The organism is Stappia stellulata DSM 5886 (assembly GCF_000423705.1).
GTDB lineage: Bacteria > Pseudomonadota > Alphaproteobacteria > Rhizobiales > Stappiaceae > Stappia > Stappia stellulata.
In genome coordinates, this window is record NZ_AUIM01000004.1 from 245,641 (window position 1) to 263,863 (window position 18,223).

The 18,223-nt window shown below is 65.0% G+C and carries 15 protein-coding genes; 11 read left to right on the top strand and 4 right to left on the bottom strand.

Going from position 1 to position 18,223, the window contains the following annotated elements; all coding sequences use genetic code 11:
- Nucleotides 1–20: 20 nt before the first annotated feature.
- Together G572_RS21980 and G572_RS0101315 are read right to left on the bottom strand one after the other, a co-directional pair.
- On the bottom strand, nt 21–1,430 hold the full coding sequence (locus G572_RS21980; protein ID WP_051241426.1) for an MmgE/PrpD family protein: 1,410 nt from the start codon (nt 1,428–1,430) through the stop codon (nt 21–23).
- The gene (locus G572_RS0101315; RefSeq protein WP_051241428.1) at nt 1,430–2,860 is read right to left on the bottom strand and encodes an FAD-dependent oxidoreductase; all 1,431 of its coding nucleotides are present in this window, start codon (nt 2,858–2,860) and stop codon (nt 1,430–1,432) included. The genes G572_RS21980 and G572_RS0101315 overlap by 1 nt, the downstream gene beginning before the upstream one ends.
- Before the next feature lie 257 nt (nt 2,861–3,117).
- Here G572_RS0101315 and G572_RS25795 point away from each other — a divergent pair, with 257 nt between their 5' ends.
- The gene (locus tag G572_RS25795; protein WP_084649816.1) at nt 3,118–3,798 is read left to right on the top strand and encodes a tripartite tricarboxylate transporter TctB family protein; all 681 of its coding nucleotides are present in this window, start codon (nt 3,118–3,120) and stop codon (nt 3,796–3,798) included.
- Between the two features lie 47 nt (nt 3,799–3,845).
- The gene (locus G572_RS0101325; protein ID WP_029056947.1) at nt 3,846–5,345 is read left to right on the top strand and encodes a tripartite tricarboxylate transporter permease; all 1,500 of its coding nucleotides are present in this window, start codon (nt 3,846–3,848) and stop codon (nt 5,343–5,345) included.
- 657 nt (nt 5,346–6,002) lie between these two features.
- Here G572_RS0101325 and G572_RS0101335 read toward each other — a convergent pair.
- The gene (locus G572_RS0101335; RefSeq protein WP_029056949.1) at nt 6,003–6,575 is read right to left on the bottom strand and encodes a UbiX family flavin prenyltransferase; all 573 of its coding nucleotides are present in this window, start codon (nt 6,573–6,575) and stop codon (nt 6,003–6,005) included.
- Between the two features lie 712 nt (nt 6,576–7,287).
- Here G572_RS0101335 and G572_RS21985 point away from each other — a divergent pair.
- The 8 genes from G572_RS21985 to G572_RS22005 all read left to right on the top strand — a co-directional run bounded on the left by G572_RS21985 (nt 7,288) and on the right by G572_RS22005 (nt 15,264).
- Nucleotides 7,288–8,697: an amidase gene (locus tag G572_RS21985; RefSeq protein WP_051241430.1), complete on the top strand. Its 1,410-nt coding sequence runs from the start codon at nt 7,288–7,290 to the stop codon at nt 8,695–8,697.
- A gap of 493 nt (nt 8,698–9,190) precedes the next feature.
- Entirely contained in the window at nt 9,191–10,690 is a 1,500-nt protein-coding gene (locus tag G572_RS0101355; protein ID WP_037545013.1) for an aldehyde dehydrogenase, read from the top strand.
- A 438-nt stretch (nt 10,691–11,128) separates the two neighbouring features.
- Complete coding sequence (locus G572_RS26140; protein ID WP_156884441.1) at nt 11,129–11,266, top strand: hypothetical protein; 138 nt, start codon at nt 11,129–11,131, stop codon at nt 11,264–11,266.
- Nucleotides 11,267–11,355: 89 nt separating this feature from the next.
- Nucleotides 11,356–11,976, top strand: a complete 621-nt coding sequence (locus G572_RS21990) for an NAD(P)-dependent oxidoreductase (protein WP_051241432.1) — start codon at nt 11,356–11,358, stop codon at nt 11,974–11,976.
- Complete coding sequence (locus G572_RS0101375; protein WP_029056952.1) at nt 11,973–12,191, top strand: hypothetical protein; 219 nt, start codon at nt 11,973–11,975, stop codon at nt 12,189–12,191. Before G572_RS21990 ends, G572_RS0101375 begins: the two co-directional genes overlap by 4 nt.
- Before the next feature lie 164 nt (nt 12,192–12,355).
- Nucleotides 12,356–13,576 (top strand): FAD-dependent oxidoreductase, encoded by a 1,221-nt coding sequence (locus G572_RS21995; RefSeq protein WP_169391270.1) that lies wholly within the window; start codon nt 12,356–12,358, stop codon nt 13,574–13,576.
- Nucleotides 13,573–14,334, top strand: a complete 762-nt coding sequence (locus tag G572_RS22000; RefSeq protein WP_156884443.1) for a maleate cis-trans isomerase family protein — start codon at nt 13,573–13,575, stop codon at nt 14,332–14,334. Before G572_RS21995 ends, G572_RS22000 begins: the two co-directional genes overlap by 4 nt.
- 69 nt (nt 14,335–14,403) lie before the next feature.
- The gene (locus G572_RS22005) at nt 14,404–15,264 is read left to right on the top strand and encodes a GntR family transcriptional regulator (RefSeq protein ID WP_051241437.1); all 861 of its coding nucleotides are present in this window, start codon (nt 14,404–14,406) and stop codon (nt 15,262–15,264) included.
- Between the two features lie 91 nt (nt 15,265–15,355).
- Here the strand turns inward: G572_RS22005 and G572_RS0101395 are convergent, their stop codons facing one another.
- Nucleotides 15,356–16,852 carry a UbiD family decarboxylase gene (locus G572_RS0101395; protein ID WP_051241439.1) on the bottom strand — a complete coding sequence of 499 codons (1,497 nt, stop codon included), beginning with the start codon at nt 16,850–16,852 and terminating at the stop codon, nt 15,356–15,358.
- A gap of 279 nt (nt 16,853–17,131) precedes the next feature.
- On the opposite strand from G572_RS0101395, the gene G572_RS0101400 reads away from it, so the two are divergent.
- Nucleotides 17,132–18,214: a Bug family tripartite tricarboxylate transporter substrate binding protein gene (locus G572_RS0101400; protein WP_029056954.1), complete on the top strand. Its 1,083-nt coding sequence runs from the start codon at nt 17,132–17,134 to the stop codon at nt 18,212–18,214.
- Nucleotides 18,215–18,223: the final 9 nt, after the last annotated feature.

Genomic DNA, 18,223 nt, shown 5'->3' on the forward strand with positions numbered 1-18,223 from the left:
CCGGCTCGCGGACCGGCGTGCTAGGGTGCGGGAACCAGGTGCTTGTCGATAACGCGGCGCATTGGAGTACCCGACGTCGACAGCTCGGGCGAAAGAAGCGTGGAAAGGAGCGTATCGGGGTCGGGCAGTCGCGGCGCCAGACGCGCGCATTCGGCGAATTTCGCCACGAAGGCCGCGTCGCTCATGCGCGCCTCGGGCGCGCCGGGCGGATGGTGCGTGGTCCTTTCGAAGCTGCGGCCATCCCTCAACGTCACGTGCACCCGCGCCGGGCTTTCCGCAGGATAGGCCGCCGACAGATCGGACGCCTCGCGGATGACGGTGCGCGCGGCTAGGTCGGCAAGCGCCGCATCGGTCCGATGCCGCTCGTCGAAATGCGCAAGGCCGACTGTCCCGTGGGTGGCGGTCACCGCCATCAGATAAGGGAAGGAGAGCTGCGCGACTTCGAACGTGTCCCAGGGCAGGGGCGCATGCGCCATGGCTGCTGCGTAGGTCTCGACCTCGATGCGCGCGACAGCCTCGCCGGTAAGCCCGTGTTCGGTGACGATCGCGGCCAGCGCCTCGACCGCCGACTGCACGTGCCGGCAGCATGGATAGGGCTTGATATAGCTGCGACAGATCGCCGGTCGCTGGCCGCCGTAGGCGGCGTGTTGCACGGCCTCCACACCTAGCCCGGCGAAGGCGTAAATCAGGCCGCGCGGGCCTTCCAGGACCGCGCGCGGGCCGGTGACGAGGCCAGTTGCCTCGGCATAGGCGGCATGCACGCCGCTGCGTGCCGCATGGGCCGGATGCAGCTTCTTGACGTCGCCGCCGCCCGCGAGATACGCGAAGGTCCCCGAAGACGCGCTACCGGCGACGCCGATGGCCCGCTCGATGCCGTCCGCATCGAGCCCAAGAAGGCGTCCGGCCGCCGCCGCCGCTCCAAGAACGCCGCCGACCGGCGTGAGTTGGAAGCCGCGCGCCATTGCCTGCGGGTTCATGATCTCGGCGGCGGTGATGCAAACCTCATAACCGGCCATGATCGCGTCAAGCGTTTCGCCATAGGACGCATCCCGATGGTAGGCGACGGCCAGCGCCGCAGGAACGACCGCCGCCCCGGGATGCACGGACCCCTCGCGGTTGCCGTCGTCGTATTCCAGTGCATGGCAGGCGGCAGCCATCGCATAGGTGGCGCTGAGTGCACCGGCGCGCGTGCCGAGACCGACGACCGGGACGGCGTTCTCGGCCGGAACCGAGCCTTCGAGGGTCGCGGCCAACTCGAGGCTCGCAGCCACCCTCTGCGTGGTGCTGCCGGCCAGGATGCAGGCGATGCTGTCCAGCGCCTGCATGGTCGCGACGCGCTGGTCTGCCGGGTCCAGATCGGCCAGCCGCGCCGTGCCGGCAAACTGTGCCAGGCGCCGTGTCAGCCCCGGCGTCTCGCTATCCTTCGCCATCAGGATGCCTCCCGCCGCGTCTCGCCGCCGACCGGCGCAGCCGCGGCCCGGCCGGTGATGAAGCCAAGACCGAGGGCGCACAGGAGGCCGTTGCCGGAGGCGTAGCCGCCACTGCCCTGGCGGCCGCTGATGCCTGCGGCGGCCCCGCCACCGGCGAAGAGGCCGGGAATCGGGCGACCGTCGACATCGAGCACGCGCCCCGTCGCATCGACCGCTAGACCGCCCTGTGTGTGGAACAGTGCGGGCGTGATACGGGTTGCGCGCAGTGGCTGGCCGAGCGGCCCGTTGCCCCAGGCGGTTCGCCCGAAGCGGTCGGGCGCGTCGCCCGTGGCTGCCGCGCGGGCCGCGCCGAGCGTGTCCGCCAGAACCGACGGATCGAAACCGATGCGCGCGGCGAGCGCCTCGGCGTCATCGGCCGCCACGGCGCCGCCGATCTCGACCAGCTTGCCGAATTCCTCCTGATTCCGCGCCACGGCGTCGCAAATGGCAGCATCGTAAATGACGTAGAAGGGACCGGCGCGCCGGAGCTCCTGTTCGGCGAAAGCCGAGTAGCCGACCGATTCGTCGGCGATACGGGCTCCGGAAGCGTCGACGATTATCCCGCCCTTCTCGACCAGCGTCCAGGTAACAAGAACGCCGTGCGGATCGGCAAAGGAGGCGTGGCCCTGATAGGCGCCGAGATTGCCGGTGGCTGCGCCCAGTCCCAGCCCCCAGCGCAGGGCCTCGCCCTCCGACGTCGCGGCGCCCGCATACTCGGCCTCGACGGCGATCGGGCAATAGCGGCGCAACAGCTCCCGGTTCCGTCCGAAGCCATTGACCGCCAAGATTGTTGCCTTGCTAGAGATCCGCACGCGCTCCCGCCGGTTGTTTTCCGTCTGCGCGCCGACCACCGCACCCTCGGCGGTGATCAACGAGGTGGCGGGGTTGCCGAATGCGATGGGGATTTCGCGGCGCTCGACTTCTCGTTGGAGGTCTTCCATCAGCGTCGTTCCACGCTTGTCGCGCGGCGCATGCAGACGATGCACGCTGTGGCCGACGTGCCGATAGGTGTCGATCAATTCCAGGTCGACGCCGGCCGTATCCACCAGCCATTCCACCAGTTCAGCGGAGGTCTCGGCAAGACGCTGCGTCAGGTGCGGTGCATCATGATCGCCGCTGACGCGGAAAAGATCGGCGGCGAACCGCGCTGGATCGTCGGATATTCCGCGCTCCACCTGGAAGCGCGTTCCGGCGCCGGGAATGGAGCCGCTCGAAAGGCTCGTGTTGCCGGCGATGGCGTGGCCCTTCTCGACAACCGCAACGTCGGCGCCGGCCTCATGGGCGGCGATGGCCGCGACGAGGCCGCAGCCGCCTGCGCCGATCACCAGCACATCCACTGCGATGTCGGCCTCGACAGTCCCTGACGTGGAGGGGGGCGACGGATCAGACATTGCACGCCCTCGCAACGCAGGCGAAACGATTGGAAATCCGGGTGTCGGGGAAGGGGAATCTCGTCATCGGTCCTCGTCTTCGCTGTTGCCGCACGGGCGTCGCGGCGATCTTTACGGAAGGGTGTCGCGCCGGTTTTCGGCGGGGCGGTGGAGATGCTGAGATTATTGAAGCGCGGCGGTAAACTGTCAACAGAAGGCGGGCGTCCGATACAAAGACATCTTGAACGCCATGATTTTCTGAAAAAATACATCCCTTGATGGTGATTTTTTGGAGTCAAGCAATCTCTTTGGTTCAAAGTGTTGACATTTTTCCTGCGCTGTCGCAAAAAATTGTGGTGCCTGGGTCGGGGGACGGGCCGCACCCGTCCGGATCCGGCCACGAGTCGTCCGACGATCACGCGGCACTCGCTTCGCCGCCGCCTCGTCTTGAACGGGAGTGTGCCTCGTTGCCGCAGCGACCGGATCGAAACGCGCTGGCCGAGCTCGCAGTGCCGTTGGCACTGATGGGCGGCGCCGGCTGGGCGATGTGGCAGGCGGGAACCTACGGCGTCGGCAGTTTGCGCATGCCTGGAGCAGGCGGCTATCCTTTCATTCTTTCGATCGGGCTGTTTCTGGCCGGCGCAGTGTTGGCGTTTGCGCCGGCCGGCCGTCTCGTCCGTGCCGTCCGGACGCGCGGTGAGCGCCCGACGGCGAACGAGGCGCCGGTCGATCCCGATGCGCGGCTGGGGCTGCAACGTGCGGCCGCCCTCGTGGCAGTTCTGGCCGGCTGGATCTTCCTCTTCGAAAGCGTTGGCTTCGTCGTCGCATCGGTGTTGTGCTCGGCCGTTGTATGCCTGATCGGCGGCCTGCGGTCGCCGGTACGCGCCGCCCTCTTCGCCTGCGCGCTGACCGCCTTCTGCTACCTGCTCTTCGTCATGGCGCTCGGCCTGCCGCTTTGACGCGGCAGCCTTCGCGACCGTCCCCCCCAACCGAACCGAGCGGCAAGATGGATAACGTCCTTCAGGGATTTATGATGGCATTCGGCCCGGAGCAGATTCTCTTCTGCTTCGTCGGGGTCCTTCTGGGCACCTTGGTCGGTACGCTCCCGGGTATCGGAGCCGCGGCCTGCATATCGATCGTCCTGCCGATGACCTTCGGGCTTGACGGGCTAACTGCGCTGATCATGCTTTCCGGCATCTTCTACGGCTCCCAGTACGGCAGTTCGACGGCCGCGATCCTGCTGAACATACCGGGCACCTCGACGGCCGCCGTCACCTGCCTCGACGGCTATCCAATGGCGCAGCAGGGCAGGGCGGGCACGGCGCTTTTTGTCACCACGATTGCATCCTTCATCGGCGGCAGCATCGCCATCATTCTTCTGATGGGCATTTCTCCGGTGCTTGCGAAGCTCGCCTTGCAGTTCGGATCGGCAGAGTACTTCGCCGTCATGGTACTCGGGCTGGTCGCGGCGCTCTCGATGGGCGCGGGCAGCGTCGCAAAGGGCGCGGCGATGACCGTCCTGGGGCTCCTGCTCGGCACGTTCGGCATGGATATGACGACCGGAGCCATGCGCTACACCTTCGGTTTTCCCGAGATGACGGAGGGCATCGGTATCCTCGTTCTCACTATGGGGCTGTTCGGCGTTTCCGAACTGCTTGAGAACGTCAGCCGCCGGCAGGTCGCCGCGCCTGCAGCACACAGCTACAAGCTGCGCACCATGCTGCCGAGCCGGGCGGAACGCCGGCAGATGTATGGCCCGTGCTTCCGCGGAACGGCGATTGGATCCTTGATCGGGGCGCTGCCCGGTGCGGGGCCAACGGTCGCGGCCTTCCTCGCCTATTCGCTGGAGCAGAAGGTCTCGCGCACGCCCGAAAGGTTCGGCAAGGGCGCCATCGAGGGGATCACCGCGCCCGAGGCCGCCAACAACGCGGCGGTCCAGTCGGCCTTCATCCCCACGCTGAGTCTCGGCATTCCAGGCGATGCGGTGATGGCCATCCTGCTTGCCGCAATGACGCTTCACGGCATCATCCCCGGCTCTCAGTTCATGACCTCGGAGCCGGAGTTCTTCTGGGGACTCATCGCGAGCTTCTGGATTGGCAACCTGTTGCTGCTGGCGCTCAACCTGCCGCTCATCGGATTGTGGGCCCGCATCACCAGCATCCCGCATTACTACCTGTCGGCACTGATCGCCATTTTGATCCTTCTTGGCGTCTACAGCGCCCGCAGCAGCCTTTTCGATGTCGCGCTTGCGATCCTCATCGGCGTGGCGGGCTGGGTGCTGTCGCGCAACCGATACCCGATGGCGCCGCTTATCCTCGGCTTCGTGCTCGGACCGCTTCTCGAGGAGCATTTTCGGCGCGTCATGCTGATCTCCCGCGGTGACCTAACGGCGCTGTGGGGCAGCGAGGTCGCGCTCGTGCTCCTGCTGACGGCGGTGGGCCTCGTCGTACTGACCGTATGGCGTCATCTGCGGCGCGATGGACCAGAGACTGCCGCTGCGCCCTAGGTGTGATGTGTGATGTCCCATAAGGGTGTTCCTGGGGACCAACCGCCTGAAGCTGGTTGTTACGACAGAGCTGGCTGACAGGGGGAACCCGGATGGCAGCTCGTCATCAGACGGGCGATCCACTTGGCCACCTCGCGGCGGCGTATGACATTTCTCAGCGCACGGTGTTCAAGTGGCTGATGCGCTCCAGCGTGGCGCGCCGGCTGGCGGAGGCCGGACTGTCGCGGATGTCCCGGTTTTGTTCGGTCGAACCTGTGTGCCGCTATCGGCGCGAGCGACCCGGCAAGCAATTCCTCCCCCCGGAAACGGCGGCTTGGCGGGAATCGACGATGGCGGGATGGGCGCCCTCAGCCCGGATCCGCATCTCGCGCGGGTTCACGACCCGGCGCTGCTTCAGCCTGAGGGACGGACACCTTCGCGAAGATATTGTTTCCGATATATCTTCGTTGGTCCATACCTGATGGACGGTCGCGCGAGTCCGCGGCCGGCGGCTCTCCCGCACTCCGGAGATCCTCACGGTTAGGAGAGCCGTGCCGGTTGGGAACCAGGGAGCCACGGCGAGGGCAAACCGAGAAGGCTCGCGCCGCGCCCTCCGGCGGCTGCAAAGAAGAGCGTTGCAGTGGCGACGACGACCGTGCGCCAGCGACCGGCCAAGGCTTAGCTTCGTCCGGTCCAGCGGCCGGCAACGCCGGCATCGATATCAAACAGATCGAGAAGCCGGCCGACCGAATGGTCGATGATCTGTGTGATCTCCTGCGGGCGATTGTAAAAGGCCGGCACCAGCGGCGCAACGATGGCGCCGGCCTCCGTAACGGCCGTCATGGAGCGCAGATGGCCAAGATGGAGGGGCGTCTCCCTGAGGCCGAGCACAAGCCTGCGACGCTCCTTGAGGACGACGTCGGCGGCGCGGGTCATGAGCGACGATGTCACGCCCGTGGCGATCTCGCTCATCGTGCGGATCGAACACGGCAGTATCAGCATGCCGCGTGTGCGGAACGATCCCGAGGCGATCGATGCGCCGACATCGCCGATCGGATGGCAGTGATTGGCGAGCGCCTTCACGTCGCGCGGGGCGATGTCGACTTCGGAGCGCATGGTCATTTCCGCAGACTTGGTGACCACGAGATGCGTCTCGATACCGAGCGCGCTCAGGATCTCCAGAGCCCGGATCCCGTAGATCACGCCGGAGGCTCCCGAAATTCCAACGATCATGGGCGACGATGCGGTCATGAAGGGGTCATGCGCAGATCGGGATGGATGGGGTTCGCGACGGCGGGAGGCATGCTTGGTGGAACGTTGGCGCGGACAGAGAGGCCCCGTTCACGAAGGGCTGCACATGCGCGGATCGCTCCAGGCGGACCGGAAACCGGTCGCCTGAACGGCCGCGCCCTTTGGGATTGGATGACGGCATGGATCTTGTGCTGGCCGTCATGCGCTGCGGCATCGCTTATCTGCCAGCTTGGTCGTTCGCAATCCATACTCTGTCTCCCTCTGTGTCCTTCGCGATGTCCTGCAGGCTCGTGTCAGTCTGGTTGACGCTACGATACATCACGCGCAAAGTGTCGACAGTTTAAGCAAGGGTGTGCTGAATGGAAAGGCCCAAGCTCCCAAATCCTTTGGTTCTGGGCGAGCATCATGCTGGTCCGGGGGGGGCGAGGGAGACGAAAAGGAGATTGGACATGGCGGCAGACGATGGCGACACAATCGACGGCGGGGGTGGCGCCGGCGATCGGGAGACCGGGCCGGAGCCGACCCGGCAGGGACGGGCAGGGCAGTCGACCGCCAATGTCCGGCAGGCCGGCTCTATCGGAGCTGCCACGGAGCGGTCGGCCGGACCGAGCGGCAGGCGCGATCACCGCGGGCCCTTTGAACCCGGAGTTGCGTTCGCTCCGACTGCCGAGCCGGCTTACCGCTTCGTGCCGGACAATGAGCCGGACGCATCATGATCGCGTATCCGACCATCGCCGAGGCCGGCCGGATGCTGCGCGCCGGCGCGATCAGCAGCGTAGACCTGACCTTGCATCATCTCGAGCGAATTGCGCGGCTCAATGATCGGATCGATGCTTATCTGGTTGTCCTGGAGGAGCCGGCGCTTGCCGCGGCCGAGCGTGCCGATGCCGCTTTTCGTGCTGGCGCGGACCATGGCCCGATGCATGGCATCCCGTATTGCCTTAAGGATATCTTCGACGTCGCGGGCATGGTCACAACGTGCCATTCGCGCATCGTACCCGAAGAGCCGGCGGCCACGGATGCCGCCGTTGTGGTCCGGCTCGCAGCGGCCGGAGCGATCCTTCTCGGCAAGACCGCCCTGCACGAATTCGGTACCGGCGGTCCGACCTTCGACCTGCCTTTCCCTCCGGCCCGCAATCCATGGAACCGGAACCATCATCCGGGCGGCTCGAGCAGCGGGTCGGGCGCTGCGGTCTCCGCCGGCCTCGCAATGGCGGGCATCGGCACGGATACGCTCGGATCGGTGCGCAGCCCGGCAACGGCTTGCGGTCTCGTCGGCCTGAAGCCGACCTATGATGTGGTGCCGCGCCGGGGCTGTTTCCCTCTTGCCTTTTCGCTCGATCATGTCGGGCCTCTGACCCGCACGGTGGAGGACTGCGCGCTCATCATGGACGTCGTCGCCGAGCCCGCCCGAGGGGGCGGCTCCTATGGTGCGGAACTCGGGCACGGGCTCAAGGGGCTGCGCATCGGCACGCTCGCCTCCTTTCACGAAGCGGCCGGGGCGATCGATCCTGATATCGAGGCGGGTTTCGGGAATGCCCTTGCCGCCCTGCGCGACGTCGGCGCCGAGGTCGTCGCGATCGACGATCTTCCGCCCCTTGCCGCGTTTCAGACCACGGCACTGACGATCCACCGCGCAGAGGCCTATACGATACATCAGGCCTGGCTTGCCGAACGACCGGACGACTATTGCGCCATCAGCCGCGAAAAGCTGCGGGCAGGTGCGTCGCTCGGCGCGTCCGATTTCATCACCGCGCAACAGGCGCGGGGCGAACTCATCGCGCGCTACCGGCGCGCGACAACGGGGGTCGATGCCGTGATCGGGCTGTCCTCTTTCGCGCTTCCCTGTCGGATCGACGATCAGGCCGCGCTCGGTGAGACCTACCGGCGCCATATGCGCACGCCCTTCAATGTTCTTGGGTATCCGACCCTGTCCATGCCCGTCGGATTGTCGAGCACCGGTTTGCCGCTCGCCGTACAGCTCTCGGCGCGTCCCCATGGCGAGCCACGCCTTCTGCGGATCGCCGACGGTCTGGAGCGGGCCCTCGGCCGGATGAACACGCCGCCGGGTTTCGCCTGGGAGGGCGCGCGACCCATGGGATTGCCGGACCCTGCGGGTTGATCAAGCGCCCAGTAATGTTAACACTTTTGGTGTGAAGCGGCGTTGGGCGCCGGAACAGCTGCACCCGGGTCGGGCTTTCCATGTCTCGCCCAGATTGACGCGCTTCTGCGCGAACAGGATCAATTGCGGGGATTGGAAAAAGTCTAGTAAAGCAACAAAATCAGATAATTAATTTTGCTTTGCAGCTTTTCGTTCCGCATGACGCTGCGTCCGACGTATCGAATTCCGGATGCGATCACACGACTACAGCGCCTGTACGGCCCGGAGAGGGTGAATTGTCGGTGCGGCATATTGACCCGAGTCACGGCGTTATGATAGCAAAGTGTCAACAGAATTGTGAATTCTAAGCGCTATTATTACGCAAGGCCTGCTGGCTCCGGGAGCGTACGTCACGGCGTGGCTGCGGGGTGATATGACGGGGTCGATTGGCGAGACTTTGTTCTAAAGTGTCGACACTCGACGGGGGGAAGTAAATGACGACGGGCGAGGGACGATGAGGCTGCCGCTTGATGAAAGAGATATCCGGCACACGGTGACGGCGTTGATCGATGGAGCGCCGGTCCGCGGCGGTGGAATCGAAATTCCGGTCTTCTATCCGGCAACCGGCAACCGGGTCGCGACGCTCGTCGAGGACGATGCCGCAGATATTGACCGTGCCGTCGCGGCGGCGCGCCGCGCCTTCGACCATGGACCCTGGCCACATCTCAGCGTGGAGGAGCGGCAGGAATATCTCTGCCGGTTCTCCGAGGTCATCGAGCAGAACATCCCGCTGCTCGCCGGCCTCGAATGCCTCGATACCGGCAAGCCGATACATGATCTCCTCACCCGCTATCTCAAGCGCACGGCCTATTGCTTCCGATTCTTTGCCGACTATATCGGTCAGTCGTCCGGGACCGTCTATGACCAGGTGAAAGGTTTCCGCACCGTTGTGGCGCGCGAGCCCGTCGGCGTCGCCGCGCTACTTGCGCCGTGGAATTCGCCGATCTCGCTTGGCGCCATGAAGGTCGCCGCCGCGCTCGCCTTCGGCAACACCTGTGTCCTGAAGCCGTCCGAGCAGACGCCCATGGCGTTGGTGCGCCTGGTGGAACTCCTTCACGAGGCGGGATTGCCGGAGGGCGCCGTCAACGTCGTCAATGGCCGTGGGCCGGTGACTGGCGCGGCGCTCGTCGCCCATCAGGGCGTCGACCTCGTCTCCTTCACCGGAGGCACGGAGACCGGCCGCTCCATTATGGCTGCTGCGGCGCGCAATCTCGTACCCTGCATGACGGAACTTGGCGGCAAGTCCGCCAATATCGTCTTTGCCTCCGCTAATCTCGATGATGCGCTCGATGGCGCGCTGCTCGCCATCTACACCAATGCCGGCCAGCAATGTCTCGCCGGCTCGCGCATTCTGGTGGAGCGGCCGGTCTTCGACGACTTTGTGGCGCGGTTCGCCGAGCGTGCCGAGCGCATCCGGGTCGGCGATCCGACCGACGAGGCGACCGAGATGGGCCCGCTGGCCACCGAGGCGCATATGAACCACGTCCTTTCCTATGCCGAGTTGGCGCGCGAAGAGGGCGGCCGGCTCGTGACGGGCGGCCTCCGCGACGAGAGCCTGGGCAGTGGCTATTTCGTCAGACCGACGGCCGTCGTCGCTCCATCGAATGAGACCCGCGTGGCGCAGGAAGAGATCTTCGGTCCGTTCGCCACCTTCCTGCCCTTCGAAGGGGTCGACGAAGCCGCGGCGATCGCCAACGGCACCGATTTCGGCCTCATGTCCTATGTCTGGTCGGACCATCTGCCGACCGTCAACGCCGTCGTTCCGCGCCTGCGTTCCGGCGGTGTTATGGTCAACGCCACCATGATGCGCGATCTACGCGCGCCCTTCGGCGGCTTCAAGGACTCCGGCGTCGGCCGTGAGGGCGGCGAGGCCAGCGAGCGCTTCTACACGCAGGAGAAATTCGTCTCCACCCGAATGGTGCCGGGGCCATTGCGCCGGCTCGGCACAGTATAGGGAGATCGTGTGGTTCGGCACACGCATCGCCGGGCGGCGAGACGCTGATTTGGGCACCGAGAGCGCCGCCGACATCGTGGTCGGCGAGGGCGAACTCATCCATGGCAGCGCCGGTGTTCCTGCCTCCATCGACAGGAAGACGGCATAGAGCGCTCGATTCCGGCGTGCGGGCGATCAACGGCTCTCCGGGCAAGTCCAACACCTGCCATCGTTCGAGCGCGACGAGGTCGATCTCGATGGTCAGAATAATATTGGTGACCTGACCAAGGTCGTGCCGCTGATGGAGGAGGGCAAGGCGATCCCGCTCTTCACTGAGAACCTCAACGACGAGAGGGGAAACCTTGGGCGCAACCCGGCGAGTCGCGACTGTCCGACCGTGCCCGAAGTCTACCGCGAGGCCCATGACAAGGATTCCTCTGGCCGGCCTGGGGCTCCTGCATGTCGATGACCGGCCACCAGCCTTGTGCGGGCGAAGTGCCGGAGGCCCCCGTCGCGGCCAAGATGGGCATGTCGAAAGACGACCGGGCATGGCTTGAGGACGACCTCTCCACCGAACATGGTGCCCGCTTCGGATAGGCAGCCGGATCGGGCCTACGCCGACAGCTGTTCCGGCAGGCGGCTGTCATTTTGAACCCCGGACAGGATTGACAATACGGGCTGTCGGGGTGGTCGGGCTGGAGAGAAGATCGCTCGGTCTCCACCGCGCCGGCTTCGACGTTCATGTTGCGGACGCAAACCCGGGAACGGCCAAAGCCGCGCGGTGCGCCAGCGTGTCAATCTGTGTCACTCCCACCGAACTCGGCCAAAGCTGCGACCTGATTGTAGTCATGGTTGGCTTCGAAGTGGGTCTGGAGGCGGTCCTGTTCGGTGACAACGGCCTGGTGCCGGCGGCTTCGCTCGGCCTTACAATCGCCTTCGCTTTGACCATTCCTCCCGCCGCGATCAAGCGACTGTGCGAGCGCCTTGTCGGCACCGGAGCCACGCTGATCGACGCCCCGGTCGCGAGGGACGAAGCAGCTACCCCCGACGGCACGCTTCTGATGTTTGCAGGCGGAACGGATGCCGAGATCTCCGCATGTCGTCCAGTCTTAGAAGGCTTCTGTTCCGATATCTTTCATGTCGGCCCGCTCGGCGCCGGCCGGACCGCCAAGATGGTCAGCAACATGATCCTCTGGGCCTGTCTCACGGCCATGGTCGAGGGGCTCGATCTCGCCGAGGCCATGGGCATCGACCGCGAGCGCCTGCGCGCGGCGCTGGCGCCTGGCAGTGGGCGGAGAAGGACATGACCATCCTGCTCGCCGAGGCCGATGCCGCGCGATGCGCTTTGCCGCTCGCCGGAGCGCTCACGGAGGCGCTCAAGGTGATTAAGATCGCCCGCAATCTGCCGATGCCGGACCAGGCAGTTAGGCGACTTTTCGCGACCAATAGATTCGACCATAAGTGCCAACAATACATTTGGTTTGCTTCGAAATCTGCGTGTAGAAGGACTTTTTTGGGGTGAAAAACTAAAAAATCCGCATTCTTTTGCTTCTTTTGACTTGCGGGGCCATATCTGATCGGCAAAACTGTTGACAGTAAAGACATTCAAAAGTCATGCGCCAGACTGGCTGCATGCGCGGTTCTGCCGCTTCAGCGGGGCCGCACAAATCTGCGGGAGGGAGAGGGATGCACTCAGGCACACGGCAAACCGACATGGCAAACCGGGTGATCGTGGCAGGCGCCGGCCCGGTCGGACTGGCCGCAGCTGTCGCACTAGCCGATCGCGGGGTGCCCGTGCTGGTGTTGGAGAAGCGTGGCCGCCTGACGGCCGCGTCCAAGGCGTCGACCTTTCATCCCTCGACGCTCGAGATCCTTGATGCGCTCGGCGTCATCGCGCCGGTCCTGGCCGCCGGCCAGCGCATTGATCGCATCCAGTACCGAACGGACGCGGCGGGCATCATCGCCGAGTACGATCTCGGGCTTCTGGCCAACGAGACGCGCTATCCCTTCCGTCTGCATCTCGAACAGTCACGCGTCACGCCGCTCCTGCTTGACCGGCTCGCGGAGCATGATCATGCCGAAATCCGCTTCGGCGCCGAGGTCGTGGACGCCGTGAACGAGGATGGCGGCGTGACGGCGGTCGTCGCCGGGCCAGCCGGGTCCGAGACGGTCCGCGGCCTCTATCTGATTGCCGCCGACGGGGCGCGGTCGGCCATTCGCGACCGGCTCGGCATCGCCTTCGACGGCAGCGCCTATTCCACCAAGGTTCTGCGTCTGATGACCGACATGGACCTTGAGGCCTGGTTGCCGGGTCTGGCGCCGGTCACCTATGTCTTCAATGGGGAAAAGTCGATCAGCCTGCTGCGCATGCCGGATTGCTGGCGGATCATCATCCGCCTGCCGGTCTCCGTGCCCGACGAGGAGGCGCTGAAGCCCGAATGGATGCTGGCCCGGTTGCGCGAGGTCTTGCCCATGGCCGAGCGGCTGCCACCGCTCATCAATACCGACATCTATTCGGCCTCGAAGCGCGTCGCGGCGCGCTATCGCGACGGCGGGGTTTTTCTCGCCGGCGACAGCGTACATGTCACCAATACCCGCGGCGGGATGAACATGAACTGTGGTTTGCATGACGCCTGGTATCTCGCCGGTGCAATGGCAGAGGCGATCCAGACCGGTGATCTTAACGCCCTCGATGCCTATGCCGAAGAGCGTCACCGCATCGCCACCGACTTCCTGATCCCGCGCACCGACCGCAGTGTCGGCGACGCCACGACATGGCTTGAAACCGTTCGCATGCGCGCCGCCGATCCGGAGGCCACCCGGGCTTTTCTGGTGGAGGGCGCCATGCTGGATATCGCGCCGCGCCCCTTCGGCGCCGGCGCTACGTCAAGGGAGGCCATGCAATGACGACAACGGTGAAACTGAAAGCAGTCGTACCACCCGAACTCGAGCATTCCCGACGGGTTGCCGTGGCAACACCGCCGGCCAATCCGACGGTCGAACCGGAGCTGCAATATCTTCTGCCGGCCGGGGTGACCCTCTATACGACGCGTCTTCCGGTGTCCGCCTCGACGCGGCTTGAGACCCGCAACGAAGGCTATGTTCGCAACTATGACGATCTCTATGGGAGCTTTGGAGCGCTCAAACCGTCCTCGCTGCTGGTCGGCCTGACCGGCCCGAGCTATCGGCTCGGTCCCGACGGCGACGAGGACCTCGCCGCTCGCTTGACTGCGGCGGCCGGCGCGCCGGTGCTGACCGTGAGCCTGGCGATTCGCAAGGCGCTTGTCGCGCTCGGCGCTCAGAGCCTCAATCTGGTCTCTCCCTATCCCGGCTGGCTAACCGAAAAGGCTGTCGCCTATTGGGAGGCGGCCGGCTTCTCCGTGCGTCATGTCATCAAGGACCAGGAGGACTTCCGGGCCTACGACCTGACGACGGAAGATGTCGTTGCGCTCCTGGAGCGGGTGCCCTTCAACGATGCCGATGCCACTGTTATGAGCGGCACTGGCATGATCACCATTCCCGCCATCGTGGCGGCCCGCGCGGAGATTGACCGGCCTGTCCTGTCCTCCAATCTGTGTGGCGCGTGGTGGCTGACGGGGCAGGCGGGCATCGCCGCCTCGCAGGCGCTCCGCCGGTCATGCCCGGAACTGGCCGACCTGGGATAATGTTGGAATGCGGTGCGCAAAACGCATCGCATTCCAGTCAAGCCCGCGCCCCTAGCTCGCGAGACAATCATGCCGATCCAGACGCTCCGCACGCCGCTTTTTGTCACCGACGCCGGCGAGCCAAGGTCGGAATCGCAGAGCCCGGCAGGGCCGCAATCGTCCGCGGCAGGGCCGGCGGGCGGTGAAATTCCGCTCTATTATCGGCTTTATGCAGCGCTGCGGGAGAAGATCATGGCCGGCGTCTGGCCGCCGCCGCGTCCCCTCCCGACAGAGGCTGAACTGTCCGCTTTTTATGGCGTGTCGCGCGTCACGGTGCGCAGGGCCATGGCGCTCCTGGAGGAACAAGGTCTCATCTGGCGCCAGCGCGGCCGAGGCACCTTTGTCAACGACGCGGTCCTCAGCGGCAGCGACCGGTCCAATTTTGGCGGCTTGATGGAAAACATCAACGACTTCCAGCTCGTCACCACGGTTCAACCGATCCGCATCGCCACCGTCGCCGCCAATGCCGAAGTTGCGCGCCGCCTGGAAGTCGCCGGCGGCTCGGACGTCCTGCAGGTGGTGCGGGTGCGCCACCGCCCGGACGGCCCGATCTCTCATGTCACCTGCCATGTGCGCTTTCCCGAAGCCGCCATCATCGACCCGGATCGGCTCGGAAACCGGCCGGTGCTGGCAGCGCTGGAAGCGGCCGGAATCCGCGTCGACCGGGTGGAGCAGGGCCTTTCGGCCGTCAATGCGGCCGGCGAGGTGGCCGACCGTCTCGAGGTGCCGGTTGGTGCGGCGCTGATCTCCATGTGGCGGGTGGTGCGCGACACGGTCGGCCGGCCTGTCGAGTTTATCCGCTCGCTCTACCGCCCCGACCGCTATGAGTATCGAGTTGCCCTGTCGCGCCATGCCGGCTCGACGCCGCCCCGCTGGGTGCCGCTCGACTGACACCGAGGGCTTCATGCGGGGGGGCGTCGGCGCCTTTGCCTGCTCGAGCGGTGCGTGGGCTTTTCGTGCCATTCCTGGCGCGAAGCGGCCTTCACCGCAGAAGATATCCGAACCGCGCCCTGGCCGCGTCCCGCTGTTCCTGGGTCGGCCGGGAGCTCTCGGGAAACTGATCGCGCCAGTGGAACGGTATGCAGGCATCGATGATCATGCGGGAATTGGTGATGTCGCCGGCTGCGCGCTGTTCCGGCGGAATGCGCGGATCGGCCGGCGAGGTCCAGGCGCCGCGAATGAAGTCCGTTGAGGTGACCGGATCGGAGCGAGTCAGCGCAGCCCAGATCACCTCGTCCAGATTGGACGGGTCGATATCGTCGTCGACGACGATCACCCACTTGCCGCCGTAGGCGCCGGCGTGGCACTGGGAGGCAATGTGACCTGCCTGGCGGGCATGGCCGGGATGGCGCTGCTCGATGGCGACGACAGTGAGCATACGGGCCCCGCCCACTTCATGGCACCAAACACCCGCAATACCGGGAATGCCGCTCGCTTCGATGTTACGCCGCACGATCGCCGTTCGCGTAATCGCCCGGAAACGCGAATATTCATCCGGCAGGCTCTGAGGAATGAAGCCGAGCAGGATCGGGTCGCTGCGGTGATAGATCGCCGACACCCGGACAAGCGGCCGCTTGCGGCCCGCCTCCGTATAGGTGCCGGTCCAGTCGCCGAACGGGCCTTCGGGCACCACTGCCTCCGGGTCGACATAGCCTTCTATGACAATCTCGGCATTGGCGGGGAAGGGCAGGCCGGTATGGCGGCCACGGACGAGTTCGAGCGGCCGGCCCCGCATGCCGCCGGCAATGTCGTATTCGCTGATTTCGGCCGGGGCTTCGATCCCCGACAAAAGGAAGGTGAGCGGATCGCCGCCGACGACGATGGCGACCGGCATATGCTCGCCACGCGCGGCATACTTCTCATGGTGCAGGCGGCCGTGCTTGCCCGGACCGGCATTATACGACAGGCTCTGGCGATCGTTTAGCATCACCCGATAGCAGCCGAGATTGAGCCAGCCGCTATCGGGGTCGCGGGTCAGATTGAAGCTGCCGGTGCCGATATACCGGCCGCCGTCTCCCGGATGCCAGAGCGGCGTCGGGAAGATGTCGAGGTCGATGGCGTCCCCCTCCAACACGTTGTCCAGGATTGGCCCGGTTTCCACGATCCTCGGCGGGATCAGTGCTTCGTTCGGCCGGTAGATCTCGGAGAAGCCATTGCTCAGCGCCTGCTTGTCGTAGTGGGCGGGAAAGCCGAGTGTCATCGCCTTGCGCTGTCCGCCGAAGATGTTGGTGAGCACCCGGAAGCCCTTGGCGTGGCCCGGAATCTCGTCGAACAGGAGAGCCGGCGTTGAATCCGAGTGACTAACGAGTTCGGTCGCTGCGCCGATGCCCTCCTGCCAGTCGACGCCGGTTAGCACCTCCAACTCCCCGAGTGCCTCCGCCTCGACGATCCAGTCACGCAGATCCGAATAGGCGACATCGAAGCGCTGTCTGTCGGTTTGAGTTTTCGCAGCGTGACCGTCGTCCCGTTTCTGAGCCATGTCGCGCGCTCCTCCTTCGCTGCCTGACGCTCCCGAATGTGAGCTCAAAGATATCCAAAGTGTCAACAGAAAAGCTAGGTTGGTCTCAAAAGCGCCAGCGACCCCCATCTCCATTTCGCAGAAATCTCAAGAAAAACAAAATGTATACGAATTGACATTTCTTGGTTTCTTGAAGGACTCTTCAAAACTGTCATCAGTTTGAAAAAAGCGGGCCGCTGTCCCGATGGCGCGAACCCGCATCAAGCGTCGCTGATGAATTGTGAGGAGGAGGAAAAAGCCATGAGTGCAACGAAGAGGATCGCCGCGACGGCGGTGCTTGCCATGGGACTGGCATCTGTGCCGGCCCTTGCTGAGACGCCGTTCTACGAGGGCAAGACCATCGAGGTCCTGATCAACTATTCCGCCGGCGGACCGACGGATGTCGAGGCTCGGCTGATCGCCCGGCATCTCGGCAAGCACATTCCAGGCAATCCAACTATTGTCGCCCGAAACCGCGCCGGTGCCGGCGGGATGATTGGCATGAACTACATGGCGGATGTGGTCAGGCCGGACGGTTTGACCGTCGCGATCTTCTCGCCGCCGGTCTTCACCGAAGTCCTCGGTGATGCGGGGCTCGATACCCGCTTCAAGGACTTTATCTGGCTGTCCTCGCTCGCCGTGCCGCAGATCTGTTACGTGCGCCGCGACACGCCACCAGGCGTTGAGGAGCCAGCCGATCTCCTGCAGGCCGAGACCTTCAACGCGTCCGGAATCCGTCCCACCAGCACGCACGACATCCGCATGCGCCTGTCGCTCGACGTGCTGGGCGTCGACTACAATTATGTGACCGGCTACAAGGGACTGGCTGGAGCTTCTGCCGCAGTCCTTCAGAACGAGGCGCAGTATTCCTGTGGCTCGATCGCCAGCTACCGGTCTTCCGTGGTGCCGTCGATGGTGGAGACCGGCATTGCCATGCCGCTATTCTACTATGCGGTCGTCGATGCGACGGGGAATGACGTCCTCAATGCGAGCCTGCCCGACATCCCGACATTCCGAGACTATTACCGGTCCGTCCACGGCGAAAACCCCTCCGGTGAGGTCTATGAGGTCTTCGAGGCGGTCAACAATCTGAAGACCAGCCTACAGCGCGGCTCCTTTGTCCCGCTCGGCACGCCCGATGAAGCGGTCGACGCCCTGCGTCAGGCCTGGAAGGCGCTTGAGACCGATGAGGAATTCCTTAGCGCATACGAGGAGGCGTTCCAGGCGAAGCCGGTCATTTCGCACGGCGAGGAGACGATGGCGCTGATCGAATCCCTGGATGACATCGACGCCGACCTGGTGAAGTTCCTCAGCGACTACATCGCCGCCGGCTCCGACAACTGACCGGCTCCG

Excerpts from the sequence above, each read along its gene's own strand:
- G572_RS0101400 (WP_029056954.1), top strand. The coding sequence starts at position 17,132 with ATGAGTGCAACGAAGAGGATCGCCGCGACGGCGGTGCTTGCCATGGGA.
- G572_RS22005 (WP_051241437.1), top strand. The coding sequence starts at position 14,404 with ATGCCGATCCAGACGCTCCGCACGCCGCTTTTTGTCACCGACGCCGGC.
- G572_RS21985 (WP_051241430.1), top strand. The coding sequence starts at position 7,288 with ATGATCGCGTATCCGACCATCGCCGAGGCCGGCCGGATGCTGCGCGCC.
- G572_RS0101335 (WP_029056949.1), bottom strand. The coding sequence starts at position 6,575 with ATGACCGCATCGTCGCCCATGATCGTTGGAATTTCGGGAGCCTCCGGC.
- G572_RS0101395 (WP_051241439.1), bottom strand. The coding sequence starts at position 16,852 with ATGGCTCAGAAACGGGACGACGGTCACGCTGCGAAAACTCAAACCGAC.
- G572_RS0101325 (WP_029056947.1), top strand. The coding sequence starts at position 3,846 with ATGGATAACGTCCTTCAGGGATTTATGATGGCATTCGGCCCGGAGCAG.
- G572_RS21980 (WP_051241426.1), bottom strand. The coding sequence starts at position 1,430 with ATGGCGAAGGATAGCGAGACGCCGGGGCTGACACGGCGCCTGGCACAG.
- G572_RS0101375 (WP_029056952.1), top strand. The coding sequence starts at position 11,973 with ATGACCATCCTGCTCGCCGAGGCCGATGCCGCGCGATGCGCTTTGCCG.
- G572_RS25795 (WP_084649816.1), top strand. The coding sequence starts at position 3,118 with ATGGTGATTTTTTGGAGTCAAGCAATCTCTTTGGTTCAAAGTGTTGAC.
- G572_RS21995 (WP_169391270.1), top strand. The coding sequence starts at position 12,356 with ATGCACTCAGGCACACGGCAAACCGACATGGCAAACCGGGTGATCGTG.
- G572_RS0101315 (WP_051241428.1), bottom strand. The coding sequence starts at position 2,860 with ATGTCTGATCCGTCGCCCCCCTCCACGTCAGGGACTGTCGAGGCCGAC.
- G572_RS22000 (WP_156884443.1), top strand. The coding sequence starts at position 13,573 with ATGACGACAACGGTGAAACTGAAAGCAGTCGTACCACCCGAACTCGAG.
- G572_RS0101355 (WP_037545013.1), top strand. The coding sequence starts at position 9,191 with ATGAGGCTGCCGCTTGATGAAAGAGATATCCGGCACACGGTGACGGCG.
- G572_RS26140 (WP_156884441.1), top strand. The coding sequence starts at position 11,129 with ATGTCGATGACCGGCCACCAGCCTTGTGCGGGCGAAGTGCCGGAGGCC.